This is a genomic window from Pseudonocardia sp. 73-21 (assembly GCF_001899645.1).
Taxonomy (GTDB): domain Bacteria; phylum Actinomycetota; class Actinomycetes; order Mycobacteriales; family Pseudonocardiaceae; genus Pseudonocardia.
In genome coordinates, this window is sequence record NZ_MKVV01000047.1 from 28,745 (window position 1) to 46,333 (window position 17,589).

14 protein-coding genes and 1 tRNA gene are annotated in these 17,589 nt (G+C 70.9%); 8 read left to right on the plus strand and 7 right to left on the minus strand.

Going from position 1 to position 17,589, the window contains the following annotated elements:
- Positions 1 to 291 precede the first annotated feature (291 nt).
- Both BGP03_RS15020 and BGP03_RS15025 read left to right on the plus strand, forming a co-directional pair.
- The gene (locus BGP03_RS15020; RefSeq protein ID WP_298796418.1) at positions 292 to 2,604 is read left to right on the plus strand and encodes a hypothetical protein; all 2,313 of its coding nucleotides are present in this window, start codon (positions 292 to 294) and stop codon (positions 2,602 to 2,604) included.
- Positions 2,601 to 4,166: an O-fucosyltransferase family protein gene (locus BGP03_RS15025; RefSeq protein ID WP_298796420.1), complete on the plus strand. Its 1,566-nt coding sequence runs from the start codon at positions 2,601 to 2,603 to the stop codon at positions 4,164 to 4,166. The genes BGP03_RS15020 and BGP03_RS15025 overlap by 4 nt, the downstream gene beginning before the upstream one ends.
- 170 nt (positions 4,167 to 4,336) lie before the next feature.
- On the opposite strand, the gene BGP03_RS15030 is transcribed toward BGP03_RS15025, so the two are convergent.
- The 5 genes from BGP03_RS15030 to BGP03_RS15050 all read right to left on the minus strand — a co-directional run bounded on the left by BGP03_RS15030 (position 4,337) and on the right by BGP03_RS15050 (position 7,978).
- Positions 4,337 to 4,411, minus strand: a tRNA-Ile gene (locus BGP03_RS15030).
- Between the two features lie 30 nt (positions 4,412 to 4,441).
- Positions 4,442 to 5,827 carry a hypothetical protein gene (locus BGP03_RS15035; RefSeq protein WP_298796422.1) on the minus strand — a complete coding sequence of 462 codons (1,386 nt, stop codon included), beginning with the start codon at positions 5,825 to 5,827 and terminating at the stop codon, positions 4,442 to 4,444.
- An 11-nt stretch (positions 5,828 to 5,838) separates the two neighbouring features.
- Positions 5,839 to 6,426, minus strand: coding sequence for a DUF3558 domain-containing protein (locus BGP03_RS15040; protein WP_298796424.1), 588 nt, complete (start codon positions 6,424 to 6,426; stop codon positions 5,839 to 5,841).
- On the minus strand, positions 6,423 to 6,818 hold the full coding sequence (locus tag BGP03_RS15045; protein WP_298796425.1) for a PE domain-containing protein: 396 nt from the start codon (positions 6,816 to 6,818) through the stop codon (positions 6,423 to 6,425). The genes BGP03_RS15040 and BGP03_RS15045 overlap by 4 nt, the downstream gene beginning before the upstream one ends.
- Before the next feature lie 50 nt (positions 6,819 to 6,868).
- Positions 6,869 to 7,978, minus strand: a complete 1,110-nt coding sequence (locus BGP03_RS15050) for a DoxX family membrane protein (RefSeq protein WP_298796427.1) — start codon at positions 7,976 to 7,978, stop codon at positions 6,869 to 6,871.
- A 98-nt stretch (positions 7,979 to 8,076) separates the two neighbouring features.
- Between BGP03_RS15050 and BGP03_RS15055 the strand changes: the two genes are divergently transcribed.
- From BGP03_RS15055 to BGP03_RS15070, 4 genes are all read left to right on the plus strand, one after another.
- A complete protein-coding gene (locus BGP03_RS15055) occupies positions 8,077 to 9,015 on the plus strand; it encodes an ROK family protein (RefSeq protein WP_298796429.1) in 939 nt (312 codons plus the stop codon).
- A gap of 249 nt (positions 9,016 to 9,264) precedes the next feature.
- Complete coding sequence (locus BGP03_RS15060; protein ID WP_298796431.1) at positions 9,265 to 10,935, plus strand: alkaline phosphatase D family protein; 1,671 nt, start codon at positions 9,265 to 9,267, stop codon at positions 10,933 to 10,935.
- Positions 10,932 to 11,438 carry a GNAT family protein gene (locus BGP03_RS15065; protein ID WP_296376128.1) on the plus strand — a complete coding sequence of 169 codons (507 nt, stop codon included), beginning with the start codon at positions 10,932 to 10,934 and terminating at the stop codon, positions 11,436 to 11,438. Before BGP03_RS15060 ends, BGP03_RS15065 begins: the two co-directional genes overlap by 4 nt.
- Before the next feature lie 217 nt (positions 11,439 to 11,655).
- Positions 11,656 to 11,913, plus strand: coding sequence for a hypothetical protein (locus BGP03_RS15070; RefSeq protein WP_296376129.1), 258 nt, complete (start codon positions 11,656 to 11,658; stop codon positions 11,911 to 11,913).
- On the opposite strand, the gene BGP03_RS15075 is transcribed toward BGP03_RS15070, so the two are convergent.
- Positions 11,907 to 12,617, minus strand: coding sequence for a maleylpyruvate isomerase family mycothiol-dependent enzyme (locus BGP03_RS15075; protein ID WP_296376131.1), 711 nt, complete (start codon positions 12,615 to 12,617; stop codon positions 11,907 to 11,909). The two genes, BGP03_RS15070 and BGP03_RS15075, sit on opposite strands and share 7 nt — an antisense overlap.
- Positions 12,618 to 13,001: 384 nt before the next feature.
- On the opposite strand from BGP03_RS15075, the gene BGP03_RS15080 reads away from it, so the two are divergent.
- The gene (locus BGP03_RS15080) at positions 13,002 to 13,310 is read left to right on the plus strand and encodes a hypothetical protein (RefSeq protein WP_296376133.1); all 309 of its coding nucleotides are present in this window, start codon (positions 13,002 to 13,004) and stop codon (positions 13,308 to 13,310) included.
- A gap of 97 nt (positions 13,311 to 13,407) precedes the next feature.
- Entirely contained in the window at positions 13,408 to 16,605 is a 3,198-nt protein-coding gene (gene icmF / locus BGP03_RS15085) for a fused isobutyryl-CoA mutase/GTPase IcmF (protein ID WP_296376135.1), read from the plus strand.
- 50 nt (positions 16,606 to 16,655) lie between these two features.
- Here icmF and BGP03_RS15090 read toward each other — a convergent pair whose 3' ends face one another.
- On the minus strand, positions 16,656 to 17,555 hold the full coding sequence (locus BGP03_RS15090; RefSeq protein ID WP_296376137.1) for an alpha/beta hydrolase: 900 nt from the start codon (positions 17,553 to 17,555) through the stop codon (positions 16,656 to 16,658).
- Positions 17,556 to 17,589 lie beyond the last annotated feature (34 nt).

Genomic DNA, 17,589 nt, shown 5'->3' on the forward strand with positions numbered 1-17,589 from the left:
GTGTGGTTGCGGTGCGAACAGCCGCGTGCCCTCCCACTCCGACGGCAACCAGTACGCGGCGCCGGTACGCCGGGCGTAGGTGGCGCCGTAGGCGTACTGCAGGAGACGGTTACCGAACCGGCCCTGCCAGCGCAGCTGAAGGAGGGTGTCGCTCACGCCGGCTGGTCCCACCCCTCGTGCATGTCACGGAATGCCCGACACAGCGAGCGCGGACGCTAGCGGATCGTGGCATGCCTGGCTAGCGTCTGCGACCACCGAAGGTCGGATCCGGTGCGCCCGAGAGGATCTGTCGTGGCTCCGTTGGAACGCTGGTACAACACCATCGTCGCCGCCCCTCCCCGACTCGGAGCGTGGCTCGACGATCGCCGACCCGCGCTGCGTGACCCGTGGGGTGGCCCGCTCAACGGGCAACCGAAGCGGCAGCAGATCGTCCGGGACCTGCACGCGGCGATCGGGTTCGAGCACGTCGTCGAGACGGGCACCAACCGCGGGTCCAGCACCGCGTTCTTCGCCGTGGTCTGCGGAGTCCCGGTTTCCACCGTAGAGCTCATCCCCCGGATGGCCGCCTACTGCCGACGTCGCTTGGCCGTCCACGCAGAGGTGGCAGTCACCTGCGGGGACTCCCGCCGTTTCCTCCGGGACCTGGCCGCCCGGCCGCAGGCGCGGCAGGAGACGACGCTGTTCTACCTCGACGCCCACGGCGACGACGACCTGCCGCTGGCCGAGGAACTGGAGATCATCGCCGAGAGCTGGGACAACGCCGTAGTCATGATCGACGACTTCGAAGTCCCCACGGATCCCGGGTACGGCTACGACAACCACGGCCCGGGCAAGGCACTGACCCTCGCCTATCTGCCCCGGCTGCCAGGGTGGCGGATCTTCTTCCCGGCCGCGAGTGCCGCGGAGGAGGCGGGCGCCCGGCGGGGTTGCGTCGTACTCGCTTCCCCCTCGCTGGGCGGCGTCGTCGAGACCGTTCCCTCGCTGGTCCGCGGCCCGGACGATCGCAGGGCCGCCCCGGCAGGCGAGGTCGCCGTCACCTACGACAACTCGAACTCCGATGGCGTCGGGTCGCAGCTGCAGCGAATCTTCGGGTTATGGGCCCTCTCGCGCGGCCTCGGCATCAGGTACGTGCACACGCCGCTCGGCCGTGTCGGCTACCAGGGCCTCATGCCGCTGCTTGAGGGGTCCCTGGAACCCGACTTCGTCGACCGGTTCAACGCGTTCTTCACGCTGCCCTCCGACGAATTCGACCGGGAGCGCTGCGAGGTCGTCACGATCCATGGCCCGACGCCCCACGACATCGAGCAGCTGCGGGAACGGGCCGCCGCGACCGGACGGCCGGTGCTGGTGTCGGCATGCCATCCCTTCGGCTACACCGACCACGTGCCGGAGGCCTGCTCCCGCATCCGCGTCGTCAGCCCCTACCGCCATCACCGCCCCACCGGGCCGATTCGCGTGTGCGTACACCTGCGGCGCGGCGACAACAGCTTCACCGGCCGCCCCGACCGTGACGAGCGCCTGCAGCCCAACGCCTACTACCTGCAGGTCCTCGCCACGCTGACCGACGAGCTGGCCAAGCAGGGCCTGCCGTTCCTGATCCGCATCCACACCGAGGTGCCACCGCACGCAGTCACCCTGCAACCCGGCGCTGAGGGCATCTACTTCCGCCTCGACGAACCGGGCACTGTGGACCCGGCCGAGATCGCGCTCGAGGAGTTCGCGGCGGTGCCGAACGTCGAGGTCGTGGCCAACGTCGACCCGAAAGAGGTGCTCGACGACTTCGCCACCGCCGACATCCTGGTGCTGTCGCGGTCCTCACTTGGCTACTTCGCCGGCCAGCTCAACCCGCATGGCGTGATCGTCTACTCCGAATGGTGGCACCCGCCGCTGCCGGGCTGGCTGGTCGCGACCCAGGACGGTGGCCTGGACCGCGTCGCGCTCGCTGCTCGGCTGGCGCAGCTGGCGCGAGGCCGCAGGAGGATCCGGCGCGCCGATGCTAGCGTGCGCGTGGTGAACCAGGAGCTTCGCGACCGCGGTTACGTCGCCTGCAAAGGCCTGCTCGATCCATCGCTCGCACGGGTGCTCTGGACGACGCTGCTGCTCAACCAGTGGCGCGGTGAGGCCTTCCGCGACAACCACGTCCCGACCGCTGCCAGCGTCGCCGGGTCGGCGACGACCGACGCGCTACTGCTGGACCTGCGGCCGCGGATCGAGGAGATTTCCGGCTGCCACCTCGTGCCCACCTACAGCTACGCCCGCCTCTACTTCCGCGGCGACGGCCTGATCCGCCACCGTGACCGCCAGGCCTGCGAGATCAGCGTCTCCATCCATCTCGGCAGAGTCGGCGGCGACGGCAGCCTCTGCTTCGGCGCCGACGACCGCGTCGACATGGACGAGGGCGACGGCGCGGTCTACCTCGGCTGCGCCACCGACCACTGGCGGGCACCGTTCGCCGGCTACACGATGGGCCAGGTCTTCCTGCACTACGTCGACCGGGACGGTCCCTATGCCCAGCAAGCCTTCGACGGGCGCCCCGAACGCTTCCCCACATCGCTCGTCACCGACCTGACCGGCCCCGCGCACACGGCACCCGCACGACCGTGACCGACGCCCGGCGGCTGTTCTTCCCCGGCTACTACTCCGGGTACAGCAACAACAGGATGTCGCTGGACATCGCCGTCGTGCTGGCCCACCTCACCGGCCGCGTGCTGGTGCCCTACCGCTTCCGCATGCCGCGCCGGCACCCGATCGATCCCGACGACGACCGGGTTCTCGCGCCGATGGTGGTTCCGGACCTGTTCGACCTGCCCGTCACGTCGTCCGACGAGCACCTGCTCAAGACCTGGGTCTCCGTACCCGACGTCGCCCGTTGGGACTGGGAGCCGATCTACGAGTCCGTAATCTGCGTCGGCCCCGTTCCACCCCGCGACGATGCCCAGTTCGCCGCGTTCCGCAACGGGCGCAGCCACGTCCACACGATCGGATCCATCGCGACCGATGACCGAGACCTCCACATCACCACGGAGGCCCTCGGCAACTACTCGACGTCCTTCTACCTCGAAGACGAGCGCCGCCACGAGGTCGCCGACCTGATGCGGCAAGTCCGTCCGAAGCAGGCCTACCGCGACGCCGCCGATCGGATCACCGCCGGACTCGGCACCTACAACGCCATCCACCTGCGCCGCGGCGACTTCCTGACCAACGAGCTCTCCCGACGCGGCATCTCCCGCGCCGCAACAACCCACGGGTGGGAGGTCGTGGGCAACCTCGCCGCCCACATGAACCGCGACACACCACTGGTGATCTGCACCGATGGCACGGCCGGCGAGGAGATCTTCGGCCCGATCCAGCGTCACTTCCGCCACTCGGTCTTCCTCGACCAGCACCTGCGCGAGGACGCCGCGGCCCGCGACTGCGTGCGTAGCCTCCCGCAGCGCGGCGAGGCGGTCGACGCGCTGCTCACCCAACTCGTCGCCACCAAGGCCCACACGTTTGCCGGCACCTTCTTCAGCACCTTCACCGGCTTGATCCACCGCATGCGGGGCTTCGTCGACCCGCACGCCGAGGCCCTCTACTGCTACGACGACTTCCAGTCGCCACTCGTCCGATTCGACCACGGCGCTTTCCTACCCGTCGACGACGGACCCTTCACCTGGAACCAGGTGCGTTACCCCGTCTCGCCCGACGCCTACTCCTGGATGCGCGAATGGCCCGAGGCGTGGCGGCCGGAACAGCTGGCCGCCGGCGTCGCGCCCTGTCCCGACGCGACGCTGAACCTGCCCGCTGACAGCGCGAGCCTGCACGGACGAGCACTGCGCTGCGTCGAGGACATCGACGGCCAGCCGGTGCTCATCGACTGGACCGACCCAGCCGATCACCCGTCCTGGGACATAGACGTCGAGGACCGCGAACACTACGAGGTCGAAATCCGATACGCATGCCCCCGAGAATCAGCCGGGAGCGCCTACACCGTCGGCTCCGGCCGAGGTGACGACCTGCTCGCGACCGTGCACGACACCGGCGCCTGGACCAGCTCGTCACCATGGCTTCCGCTGGGGCGGATCGCACTCCCGCCCGGTTCCACGACCTTGTCCGTGCGGGCACACGACCTGCGCGGGCTGGCGGTCATGAACCTCTGCGGTCTGCGGCTACGGCCGGTGGCCTGAGCCGCCGGCCACAGCCACACAGTCCGGAGTCCCCGCTGACCCGATCGCGCCCAGCCGATCACCCCAGGTCCAGCCAGCTGTGACACGCCCACACGACGACGATCGCTCCGTTCGATCGAAACGCAGGGCGCCGCTCGGCAGATACCTCATAGGCACTGGTAGATCGTGGGTGGGGCGGGTGGGGTTCGAACCCACGACCTGACGGGTTATGAGTCCGCTGCTCTGACCAGCTGAGCTACCGCCCCGGGCCAGACGGAGCCTACCGGCGACCGGGTTCAGTCCTCCAGCGGCTCGATGACGGCCGGGCCGTGCGGTGGCAGGCCCGACATCCAGAGTGCCTCCGGGTCATCCTCCACCAGCCACGACGGGCGGCGGTGTTCGGTGTCCTGGCCGCGGCCGCCCGCACCGCCCATCGGCATGAGCGGGGTGTGGCCGTTCGTAGTCCGGGACGACGAGCCGGTGGCTGACGGGCTCGGTTCCCCTGTCCCCGGCGTCGAGGGTCGTCCCGATACGGAACGGGGTTCCGTCACCCCGCCTGCCTTCGGCTCCGGGGCGCCTGCGGCCGAGCGGCCCGCGAGGTCACCGGACCCCGCCCCGGGGAGAGACGAGCCGGGAAACGAGGTGCCGGGACGCGATGTCCAGGGTTGGCCCGGCACCCAGCCGGAACGGCCCGCTTCCGCGTCGGTGGGGTTCGGGGTGAGACGGGTGGCGGGCAACGGTCCGCCGACCCGTGGGGCGCTGGGTGGTGTTCGCCCGGCCGGGGTGCCACCGGGCAGGGACGGTGCCGCCGCGCTGGGGGTCGGGATGGCGCTGCCCGGTTTCACGGTGGATCCGCCCGGGGTGGCTGCACCACCGCTGCGACCTCCCGTTCCGGCCGGGGCGGGTAGCAGGGTCGAGCCGGAGGCTGATGGCGCATCGACGTTCGGTGGAACGGTCACCGACCCGCCTGCGCCACCGGACGGCGGCACGACGGATGCAAGGCCCCCTGGGCCAGCGCCGGTGGTAGATGCGCCGGTCCCGCCGGCGGCTCCCGCCGGTGTGACGGCATGCGCGCCGGAGCGGAGCGAGCCGCCTCCCCAACCCGGGGCCTGTGGCTGGGCACCCACGGACACGTCCGGTGCGGCGATCTGCGGCGGGTCGAAGCCCTGGAAGATGTAGGTGAGGTTGTGGTTGGAGTTGTTCTGGTAGAGGTGCGCGCCTTCGACGGCGACGGTGTGGGCCTGCTCGGCGACGACCCCGACCTGGGGGTTGGGGGGCGAGACACCACCCTTGCCGGCCGGCGGCAGATCCGGGACGGGCGTGGCGGCCGCGTCCGCCGCGGCCTGCATGTCGGTGCGGGCGCGGGCGAAGTAGGCCGCCTGCTCCTGCAGCGCGTAGGTGGCGAGGCGGGCGTGCTCGGCGCCCACCTCCCCCGCCGAGACGACCTTGAGCACGTGCTGGCGGGCGGCGTCGGCCGCCTGGCCCTGCTGGGCGTGCTGGCTCTTGACCAGGACGGCCCGAAGGTCCCCGACGGCCTTGTCGAGGGTCTCCGCCAGCGAGCTGTAGACCTGGGACGTGGTCTGGAGGCTGTCGGAGCCCGGGCCCAGCACGATCGGATCGTGCAGGTCAGGGAGCGCGTAGCTCTCGAAGGGGACGTTGGTGCCCGGGTAGGTCTCCGACATCGCGTACTCCCTCAGCGCAGGGGTGGCAGGTTGGACAAGATCATTTCGGCCATGCGGCGGGACGGCGCGCATGCATCCGCCCGGGGACGGCCTGCGGTATCCGCTTCGACAGCCACGCCCTGGTAGTCCGCGATTCCGACATAAATCGAGCAGAATGCGCCGCCCGCGTCGGCGCGAACAGCGGGGTGGCCAGCCACCTCTAGCGGTGTGAACGTTGCCGTCGTGCCGCGAAGCAGATAGATGCCGTCAAGTGCCGGCAGGGTTGGACGAGTGCTCAGCTGAATACCACCGACATTGCCGGGGTCATTTGTGTACTTCCACGAGCAGTTGTCGGTGACACCGACGGTCTTGGCTTCGGCGGTGGCGGGATCAAGGTCGAGCTCAGTGAGCTGGGTCGGCGTGAGGAGCTCACACGCCTTGAATCCGCGCGCGTCGAGAGGCATCTGCACTGGCGGAGCCAAGCGAGGTGGCAGCTTCGCCTCGGATGACGGCGCTGACGAGGCCGGCGCCGGAGCCGGAGACCCCGACACCGACGTTGCACACCCGGCTGCGACCAGAACTCCACCCGCGACGGCGGCGATCCGCCGCTTCGCATTCACGTAAGCCTGCTGTTGCTCTGCTCGACGGCGGGGTACGCGTCCACCTGTCGCTGAAGGGCATCCCGAGTGGCCTCGATCTGAGCCGCCCAGGCCCGGACGTAGGTTAACGCACGCTCTCCCATGACCGCGCCTTGCCGCGCAGCGTTTGTGCTGACCACGTCATACCCAGGAGGGTCGAAGTAGAACTGCTGCGACGAGATGACCGACCGCCTCACGTCGGCCGCGATCCGACTCAACTCCGCGATGCACTCCTGCGCCCGCTCCGGATCGACGACGTAGCCCCCGGCCGCCCCCACGGCCCCGGACTCCTCGATGCTCGCCATCCACAACCGCCACTGGGCGCCCATGATGTCGCCCTGACGATCACCCTCATCAGCCCCCGGAAGCTCCACGCCGACCATCGTGACAGGCCGGCATGGAGCTTCGTGGCGTTTCGGAGAAATCAGGCGGTCATGGCATGGACCCGCTTGCGCGTGTCCTTGGCCAGCCCCTCCGCCTGCTGCGCGACCTCGGAACCGACGACAGCGGCCCGCTCGGCCACGTCGTGCCCGAGCTTCGCGGCCTGGGTGGTGACCTGGTCGATCACGCCGGGGGCCTTCTTCTCGAACTCCGACCACTTCTTCTCGGCCGTCTTCTGCAGCTTCGCCCCACGCTTCGCGGCCCGCTTCTGCAGCTCCGCGGCACGCTTCTCGGTGACCTTCTGCAGCTCGGCGGTGCGCTTCTCGGCCACCTTCTGGAACTCGCCGCCGCGCTTCTCCGCCACCTTCTGCAGGGCGGCGGCGCGCTTGGACGCCACCTTCTGCAGTTTGGCCTGGCGCTTCTGCACCTTCTTGTTCACCTTCGCGGCGCGCTCGGAGAGATCGCCGGAGACGTCGGAGGCCCGGCTCGCGAACTCCGTGCCCGCCTTCGAGGCGCGGTCCGACAGCGCCGCTCCGACGCCGGGGGCCATGCCGACGAGGCCCGCCGCGACACCGCTCACGGCGCCGCCTGCGTCGCTCGCGACCCCGGCGACCCTGGTGCCGACGTCCGACAGCGTGCCCGTGGCGTCGGAGGTGTGGCCGGTGAGGCTCGAGACGGCGTTGGAGATCGACTCGGCCTGCTCCGAAACGGCGGCCGACGCGAGCCGGGCCGCACGCTTGCCGCGCCAGCCGAGGGACGGCTTGCCCGCGGTGTCGGAGGCCGCGATCAGCAGGCCGCCGAGGAGGCCGACGTTCTTGAAGAAGTGGACCTGCTGCTGGGCCTTGACCTCCGGGTCGGACTCCTCCCAGAAGCGGTGCCCGGCCAGCGTGGTCGGGATCAGGGACGCCGCGAGCGCGGTGGACGCCACCCGCGGGAACTTGCCGATCGCCAGCAGCGACCCGGCCGCGATCTTCACGCCGGCGTCGACCTTGACGAGCATGACGTCGGTGGGACGCTGTTCGATCGGGGCGGCGTCGACGACCTTGTCGACGGCGGGCGCCATGGCGTCGAGAACCGGCTTGGCCGCCTGCGCGTGTCCCTCGGGGGACCGCAGCGCATTGATACCACCGGTGATGAAAACGGCCGCCAACATGGGGCGGGCAACTCGTCGCAACAGCATGCTTCACGGTACCCATGAGGCCCCGGTGACAAACGCGGTGTGACCCGAAGCGGGGATGAGATCATGCGTTCGTGACGAGCAGGAGCCTGGCCATCGGGCTGGACATCGGCGGTACGAAGATCGCGGGGGCGGTGGTCGACGGGACCGGCGCCGTGCTCACGGAGATCACGGAGCCGACGCCGGAGGAGTCCGACGCCGGTTCCGTGACCGCCGTTCTCGTCGACATGATCGGACGGCTGCGGGCCGCGCACGAGGTCGTCACCATCGGGGTCGGTGCCGCCGGGATCGTCGAGTGGCCGGTCGGCACGACGCTGTGGGCCCCCAACAACGCCTACCGCGACTGGCCCGTGCGCGAGCACCTCGAGAAGATCACGGACCTGCCCGTCGTGGTCGACAACGACGCCAACGTCGCCGCCCTCGCCGAGGCCCGTCTGGGCGAGCCCTATCCGAACATGGTGCTGGTCACCGTGGGTACCGGCATCGGCGGCGGCCTCGTGATGAACGGCGAGATCTACCGCGGCCCCACCGGTCGCGGCGCCGAGCTGGGCCACATCATCCTCAACCCCGACGGCCCGCGCTGCGGCTGCGGCAACCACGGCTGCTTCGAGGCGTACGCGTCGGGCACGGCGCTGACCCGGATGGGCCGCGACGCCGCCGACGACGACCCCGATGGCCTCATCGCGCGGTTGGGTGCGGGCGATGTCACGGGTCGCACGGTGGTCGAGGCCGTCGAGCAGGGCGACGAGACCGCCAAGGCCCTGTTCGCGCGGTTGGGTCGGTGGCTCGGCGTCGGGATCGCGTCACTCGCCAACATCTTCGAGGTCGACGCCGTGGTCGTCGGCGGTGGGCTCGTCGAGACCGGTGACCTGCTGCTGGCGCCCGCCCGGGCCGCGGCGCGCGAGTACGCCTACGCCCCGACGGCCCGCGGCATCCCGCCGATCGTGCCCGCGACGTTCGGCGGGGACGCCGGCAAGATCGGCGCGGCCCTCCTGGCCCTCGACCACATCTGATCCCACCCGGCGGGTTCGCCATCCGGCGCCCGAGGTGTCGTGATCCCGCCGGACGACCCGTCGACAGGATCGCGAACTCACGCGGCGGAATCGCGAACTCGCCGCGTGGGATGGCGAACTCGCACGCCGGGACCCCGACTCGCGCGCACGCAGACCCCGACTCGCGCACGTCCTCACCGCGACTCGCGCGCACCTCGAGCCCGACTCGCGGGGCCGGGCGGGGGCGGTGCGCCCGGTAGGGTGAGGGACGTGTCACTCGTTCTCGGGCCTGTCCTGCGTCACGTCGGCGAGACCACCGCGCAGGTGTGGGTGCAGACCGAGGCAGCCGGGTCCGTCACGGTCCTGGGGTGCACGGCCCGCACCTTCGAGGTCGCCGGCCACCACTACGCACTCGTTCCCGTCACGGGGCTGGAGCCCGACTCCGTCACCCCCTACGACGTGCGGTTCGACGGCGAGCAGGTGTGGCCGCTCCCGGCGAGCCCGTTCCCGGGCTGCCTGATCCGCACCCGCGGGCCGAAGGCCGGCGAGCACACGCGGATGATCTTCGGGTCGTGCCGCTACCCCAAGGTCGCCGACCCGAAGCTGTCCCGCGAGCTCGGCCTGGACGCGCTCGACGTCTACGCCGCGCGGATGGTCCACCGGCCCGTCGACGAGTGGCCCGACGCGCTGCTGCTGCTGGGCGACCAGGTCTACGCCGACGAGCTGACGCCGCAGAACCGCCGCCGCATCGCCGGGCGGCGCGGCCGGCACCCGGACTGGCCCGACGACGAGATCGTCGGCTTCGACGAGTACGTCGGCCTCTACGACGACTCGTGGAAGGACCCGGAGGTGCGCTGGCTGATGTCGAGCGTGCCCACCGCGATGATCTTCGACGACCACGACGTGCGCGACGACTGGAACACCTCCGCCGCCTGGCGCGCCGAGATGAACGAGACCACCTGGTGGCGCACGCGCATCCGGTCGGCGCTCGCGTCGTACTGGGTCTACCAGCACATCGGCAACCTCTCCCCCGACGAGCTCGCCGCCGATCCCGACTACCGCAAGGTCGTCGAGCACGAGGGCGACACGTGGCCGCTGCTGCAGGAGATCGCCGACCGCGCCGACGCCGAGACCGACGGTGCGAAGGGCGTGCGGTTCAGCTTCCGGTGGGACATCGGCCGCAACCGGCTGCTGATGATCGACTCCCGCAACGGCCGCATCCTCGACGGCGACGAGCACCTGATGCTGGGCGACCCGGAGTTCCGCTGGCTCGAGGAGCAGACCGCCGCGCCCGGCGCGATCGACCACCTCGTCCTCGGCACGTCCGTGCCCTGGCTGCTGCCGCACGCGATCGGCGACCTGGAGACGGTCAACGAGATCGCCGCGGCCAAGCCGGGCCGCGCGGGGAAGCTCGGCGAGTCGGTCCGGCAGATCGCCGACCTCGAGCACTGGTCCGCGTTCCGGGTGTCGTTCGACCGGCTCGCCGCCATGATCGAACGGGCCGCCGGGAGCGGGCTCGCCACCGTCAACGTCCTGTCCGGGGACGTCCACCACAGCTACGCCGCCCGCGCGGAGATGTCCGGGGACGCCGCCGTCCACCAGCTCACCTGCTCCCCCGTGCACAACAAGATGGACTGGTACGTGAAACCCGGGTTCCGGCTGGCCTGGTCGCGCGGGGCCAAGCGGTTCGCCGAGCGCTGGTCGCTGCGCGCCGGCGCCCCGCCCAAGCCCGTCACGTGGAAGAGGCTCGCCGGACCGCTGTTCGGCAACACCATCGCCACCCTCGACCTCGACGGACGCACCGCGCAGGTGTTCTTCGAGCAGCCCGTGTCCTCGGCCGCGCTGGTCGAGAAGGAGCGCCTGGAGCTGACATCACGGCGGACCACGATCACGGCCCCCGTCCCTGCCGCCCCACCGGTCGAGGAGAACTCGGCATCATGAACGACCTCGGCCCCATCGCCGGACAGACCGTCGTCCTGCGGCCCAGCAGCGCCGCGCACGTGCCGCAGTTCATGGAGATCCTCGGCCACCCGGACATCGCCAAGTGGTGGGGCGGCTACGACCTGGAGCGCGTCCGGCGCGAGCTGCTCGGCCCGCAGGGCTACGCGATCGAGTTGGCCGGCGAGGTGGTCGGGCTGATCATCTACCGCGAGGAGCTCGACCCCGACCACCGCCACGCCGCGATGGACCTCGCCCTGCACCCCGACCAGCAGGCCCAGGGCCTGGGCTGCGACGCGATGCGCGCGATGGCCCGGTTCCTGTTCCGCACCCGCGGCCACCACCGCGTGGTGATCGACCCGGCCGCGCACAACGAGCGGGCCATCCGCAGCTGCGGCCGCGCCGGGTTCCGGCCGGTGGGCATCATGCGCCGCTACGAGCGCTCCGCCGACGGCCAGTGGCACGACGGGCTGCTCATGGACCTGCTGGTCGAGGACCTGCGCTGACCCGCGCCTCGTCGGCGTGCGCGGCCGGCCCGCGCACGATGAGGTCCAGACCGAACGCGAAGCGTCGTCGCTGTCACCCTGGGTGAGCACGGGCCCGAGCGCGGCCGTCACCGGGAACCGGTCGGCGGGCAGCTGCGCGAAGTACCGGAACACCCGGGCGTAGTACTCACCGGGATCGCCGCCGTCGCGCTGCAGGTCGACGTGCTCCGCGGTCTCGATGGCGGTGGCCGGGGCGCTGCCGATGGTCGGCTCCGCGTCCGGGGTGCTCAACGCCGACCCGCAGCTCGGCGGAGCGGCGGCCATCGCGGTGCCGGGCACCGCGTTCTTCCAGCTCGTCGACGCCGGCGACCCGCTGGGCGCATCCGAGGCGGTGCTCCGGACGACGTGCGGGCTGGTCCTGCTGACGGCGGCGCCGGCCTTCCTGCTCCCCCGCCGCGCCCGCCCCGCGGACGCGGCGGAGACGGTCGCTCAGTAGCCGGTGCGCTCCAGCCACTGCGTCCAGGTCTTCTCGTCGCCGAGGACCTGGACGTCGTGCGTGCGGCGCACCGCGGCCAGCAGGAGCTCCACAGCCGTGCCGCGCACGGCGGCGTCGCCCTTGCCGTGGCCGTGCTCCCAGGTGACGTGATCGGCCGCGCCCCGGATCATCCACTCGCCGCCCGCCCCGGCGTCGGTGGCGTGCAGGTGCAGCGTGGCGCCGGCGTCGAGGACGGACGGGCGGGCCGTCACGAGATCCAACCACTCCGACAGCCCGTCGGCGGCCAGCTCGGGGGTCAGGTCGACCGGCACGCCCAGGGCGAGAGCGGCGTCGGCCCGGTGCACCGTCTCCTCGTGCAGGCGCCGCCGGATCCACCACGAGGCGGGCTTCGGACCGGTGAACGTCCAGATCGGGACGTCGGCGCCGGTGGCCGTCACCGCGTCGATCACATCGGCGGCGCACTCGTGCAGCCACTCCACGACGTCCCCGAGCGGCTTCCCACCCGCGACGGTGCGGGGATCGGCGGCCTGCGTGGCCCGCTCGCGCACCATCGTGGCCGCCCACCGGTGCCCCCGCCCGACGTGCCGGACGAGCTGCTGCAGCGTCCAGTCCGGGCAGGTGGGGATCGGCGTCGCGGGGTCGGCGTCGCGGGTCAGTTCACCGAGGAGGCGGTTCTGCTCGATCAGGGCGGCTGCGTAGTCCACGCGTGGCACGATAGCCGCCTTCCGGCCACCCGATAGTGGTGATCGACTCATCATTCGTCCTCGACGTCCGTGCCACCGTCGAGACCCCAGCCAACCCCGTCGACGACGCGCGCGGCCGCGGCGCCGACACCGACGACCCGGCGATCGCAAGAACCCCGGCCGGTCCCATCGGCGGCACGCAGGACCCCGACGGGGCCGCCACCGATCCCGCGTCACTGCCGCGCTTCCGAACGGGCTGCTGGCCGTGCAGGACGGGCCGATCACCCCCGCTGTGCTCACCGACGGTGAACCCCGCCCGAACACCCACCTCGAGTTCCTCGACGCGGGCGTGGTGATCGGACGCCCGGGTGCATGACCCGCGGACGGATCGGGTAAGAAACGGGCATGGCGCCTGAGACCCGCGAATGGTCGGTCCCCGCACCGGTTCGAACTCTGCTGTGGTGGCCCGCGATCTCGTTCGTGCTGGTCGTCGTCGATCCGGAGGCGGCCACCGGGGTGATCGTCGGGGCCGGGCTGGTACTGGCCCTGCTCGGCGGCCTCCTGGCCGCCGCGGCACGGCGGCTGACCCGCCGCAGGGAGGCGCTGGTGGCGCGCGAGACCACCATGGAGATTCCCCTGGCTGAGTTCTCCCTCGACGGCGATCTGCCCACCGCCCGCATCCCCCGCGTCCCCACCCAGCGGGACGCCGCCTGAGAGCTTCCTCTCGCCGTTCCAGGTTCCCTTGTACGTCCGATAGTAGGATGTCATAGTAAATCCAGGGGCACGCGTCACGGCGAGAGGACAGACCGTCATGGACCTGCACGTTCCCACCCACCCGGTGCGTTTCGTGACCGCCGCGAGCCTGTTCGACGGGCACGACGCCGCGATCAACATCATGCGGCGGATCCTGCAGCGCCAGGGCGCCGAGGTGATCCACCTGGGCCACAACCGCTCGGTGGACGAGGTGGTGGCCGCCGCGATCCAGGAGGACGCGCAGGGCGTCGCCATCAGCTCGTACCAGGGCGGGCACGTCGAGTACTTCTCCTACCTGGTGGAACTGTTGCGCGAGCGCGGCGCGGGGCACGTGAAGGTCTACGGCGGGGGCGGCGGGGTGATCGTGCCGCGCGAGATCGACCTGCTGCACAGCCGCGGCGTCGCCCGCATCTTCTCCCCCGAGGACGGCCAGCACCTCGGCCTCCCGGGAATGATCAACATCATGATCCGGGAGTGCGACGTCGACCTCGCCGACACTCCCCCGGCCTCGCTGGACGGCCTCTACACCGGCGAGCCGGCCACCCTGGCCCGGATGCTGACGCTGGCGGAAGCCGGACGACTGCCCGAGGGGCTCGACCTCACGCCCCGGCGCGAGGTGCCGGTCCTGGGGATCACGGGCACCGGTGGCTCGGGAAAGTCGTCGCTCACCGACGAGCTCGTGCGCCGCTTCCGCCTCGACCAGGAGGACAAGCTCCGCATCGCCGTGCTCGCGGTCGACCCCACCCGGCGCAAGGGCGGCGGAGCCCTGCTGGGCGACCGGATCCGGATGAACACCCTCGTCGGCGACCAGGTGTTCTTCCGGTCCATGGCCACCCGCTCCGACGACGGGCACCTCCCCGAGCAGCTGGCCGACGTGCTGGCCGTGCTCAAGGCCGCGTCGTTCGACCTGGTGATCGTCGAGACGCCCGGCATCGGCCAGGGCGACGCCGCGATCGTGCCGTTCGTCGACCGCTCGCTGTACGTGATGACGCCGGAGTTCGGCGCCGCGTCGCAGCTCGAGAAGATCGACATGCTGGACTTCGCCGACGCCGTGGCCATCAACAAGTTCGAGCGCCGCGGCGCCGAGGACGCCCGCCGCGACGTGGGCCGTCAGCTCGTGCGCAACCGCGAGGCGTTCGGCGCAGGCTGGGAGGACATGCCCGTCTACGGCACGTCCGCGGCCACGTTCAACGACGACGGCGTCACCGCGCTCTACCAGCACCTCGTCGAGATCCTGGGCGAGAACGGGCTGGTGGCGGGCGAGGGCCGGCTGCCGCGGACTGACCGCAAGACGTCCTCCGAGCACGCCGCCGTCATCCCGGCGAACAAGACCCGGTACCTCGCCGACATCGCGGAGACCGTGCGGCGCTACCACGAGGCCACCGAGAAGCAGGTCGACGCGGCGCGCACCCGCCAGCACCTGCGCACCGCCCGGGAGCTGGTCGGCGAGGCCGTCGACGAGCAGCTGACGAAGGCCGAGAAGGCTCTCGCGCCGGAAGCGGCCGAGCTGCTCGACACGTGGGCCCAGGTGGTGGAGGACTACTCCGGCGACGAGCTGGTCGTGACGATCCGCGACAAGGAGCTGCGCACCCAGCTCACGCGGGAGACGTTGTCGGGCAACAAGGTGCGCCGGGTGTCGCTGCCGCGCTTCACCGAGGACGCCGACCTGCTGCGCTTCCTGCGCGACGAGAACCTTCCGGGCAGGTTCCCGTTCACCGCCGGGGTGTTCCCGTTCAAGCGCGAGGGCGAGGACCCGGCGCGCATGTTCGCCGGCGAGGGCGACGCGTTCCGCACCAACCGCCGCTTCCAGCTCCTGTCGGCCGACTCCGACGCCAAGCGCCTGTCCACCGCGTTCGACTCCGTGACGCTGTACGGCCGCGACCCCGACACCCGTCCGGACGTCTACGGCAAGGTCGGTACGTCGGGTGTCTCGATCGCGACGCTCGAGGACATGAAGGTGCTCTACGGCGGGTTCGACCTGACCTCGCCGAGCACCTCGGTGTCGATGACGATCAACGGCCCGGCGCCCACGATCCTCGCGTTCTACCTCAACACCGCCATCGACCAGACGCTGGAACGCTTCCGCGACGAGGAGGGCCGCGAGCCCGACGACGCCGAGCGCGAGGAGCTCACCGCGTTCACGCTCGCGAACGTGCGCGGCACCGTTCAGGCCGACATCCTCAAGGAGGACCAGGGCCAGAACACCTGCATCTTCTCCACCGAGTTCAGCCTGCGGATGATGGCCGACATCCAGGAGTGGTTCATCCGCCACAAGGTGCGGAACTTCTACTCCGTCTCGATCTCCGGCTACCACATCGCCGAGGCCGGGGCGAACCCCATCAGCCAGCTCGCGTTCACGCTGTCCAACGGCTTCACGTTCGTCGAGAGCTACCTCGCGCGCGGCATGGACATCGACGACTTCGCGCCCAACCTGTCGTTCTTCTTCTCCAACGGCATGGACGCCGAGTACTCGGTGATCGGCCGGGTGGCCCGCCGGATCTGGGCCGTCGCGATGCGGGAGCGCTACGGCGCCAACGAGCGGTCGCAGAAGCTCAAGTACCACGTGCAGACGTCCGGTCGGTCCCTGCACGCGCAGGAGATGAACTTCAACGACATCCGCACCACGCTCCAGGCGCTCTGCGCGCTCTACGACAACGCGAACTCGCTGCACACGAACGCCTACGACGAGGCCGTGACGACCCCGACGGAGGAGTCGGTGCGGCGCGCGATGGCCATCCAGATGATCATCAACAAGGAGTGGGGCCTCTCGATGAACGAGAACCCGCTCCAGGGTTCGTTCGTCATCGACGAGCTCACCGACCTCGTCGAGCAGGCCGTGCTGGCCGAGTTCGACCGCATCTCCGAGCGCGGCGGCGTGCTGGGCGCGATGGAGACCGGCTACCAGCGCGGCCGCATCCAGGACGAGTCGATGCTCTACGAGCACCGCAAGCACGACGGCTCGCTGCCGATCGTCGGGGTGAACACGTTCGTCAAGCCCGAGTCGGACGTCTCGCCCACCGAGATCGAGCTCGCCCGCGCCACGGAGGAGGAGAAGAAGAGCCAGCTCGACCGGCTCGCCGACTTCCAGGGACGGCACTCCGACGACGCCCAGGAGGCGTTGCGCCGCCTGCAGGACGTGGCCACGGGCGACGGCAACGTCTTCGACGAGCTGATGAAGGCGGCCCGGGTGTGCAGCCTGGGCCAGCTGACGGACGCGTTCTTCGAGGTGGGCGGGCAGTACCGGAGAAATATGTAGCTTGTGCGCGGATATCAGTGCCGGGGCACTGATATCCGCGCACGACCTGCTCAGGCGCCCAGGTGCTCTACGAACCAGTCGCGCGCCGGGCCGCTGGTCGCCTCCAGGCCGACCGTGTACGCGTCGAAATGGCCGCCCGGCACGATCACCAGCTTCTTCGGCTCGCGGGCGTGCTCGTACGCGTCGATGGCCAGGTGCGCGGGCGTGAGGTGGTCCTCGCGGGCCACCACCATCAGCAGCGGCGTGGGGCTGATCCGGCTGATGTAGCTGCCCGGCTCGTACTCCCCCAGCATCTCGACGGTCCGCAGGGTCACCTCGTTGCGCCACGACGGCGCCCGCAGCTTCCCGGTCTCGGTGAACCACGTCCACGAGTCCGGGGTGGGCAGGGCCGAGGGGGCGAGCGGGTCCTCGTCGACGACGGGCACCATCGCCGGCGGGTCGCCCGCGAACCGGGCGGCGCGGTCGGCGTCGAACATCTCGCGGAAGCCGGCCCGGAAGTCGGCCCGCACGAGCTCGCCGATGTTGGCCGAGCCGCTGACCAGCGGCACCTGCGCGACAACGGCCTTCACCCGGCGGTCGATGGCCCCGACGACCAGCACGTGCCCGCCGGAGTAGCTGCTGCCCCAGACACCGATCCGCGTGGCGTCCACCTCGTCCAGCGTCGAGGCGTAGGTGATGGCGTGGCGGTAGTCGCGCACCTGCTCCCACGGGTCGAGCTCCTGGCGCGGCTCGCCGTCGCTCGCGCCGGTGTTGCGGTTGTCGTAGACCAGCGCGTTGAGGCCTGCGGCGACGAACACCTCGGCGACGGAGTCGAGGTACATCTCCTTCACCGCGGAGAACCCGTGCGCCATCACGACGGTGGGCGCTCGCCCGGATGCCCCGTCTGCCCGGTAGAACCAGCCCCGCAGGGTCACACCCTCGGCACTGAACTCGATGTCGCGTCGGCCCACGATCGCTCCCGTCGTCGCCCCCGGACGCTCGACG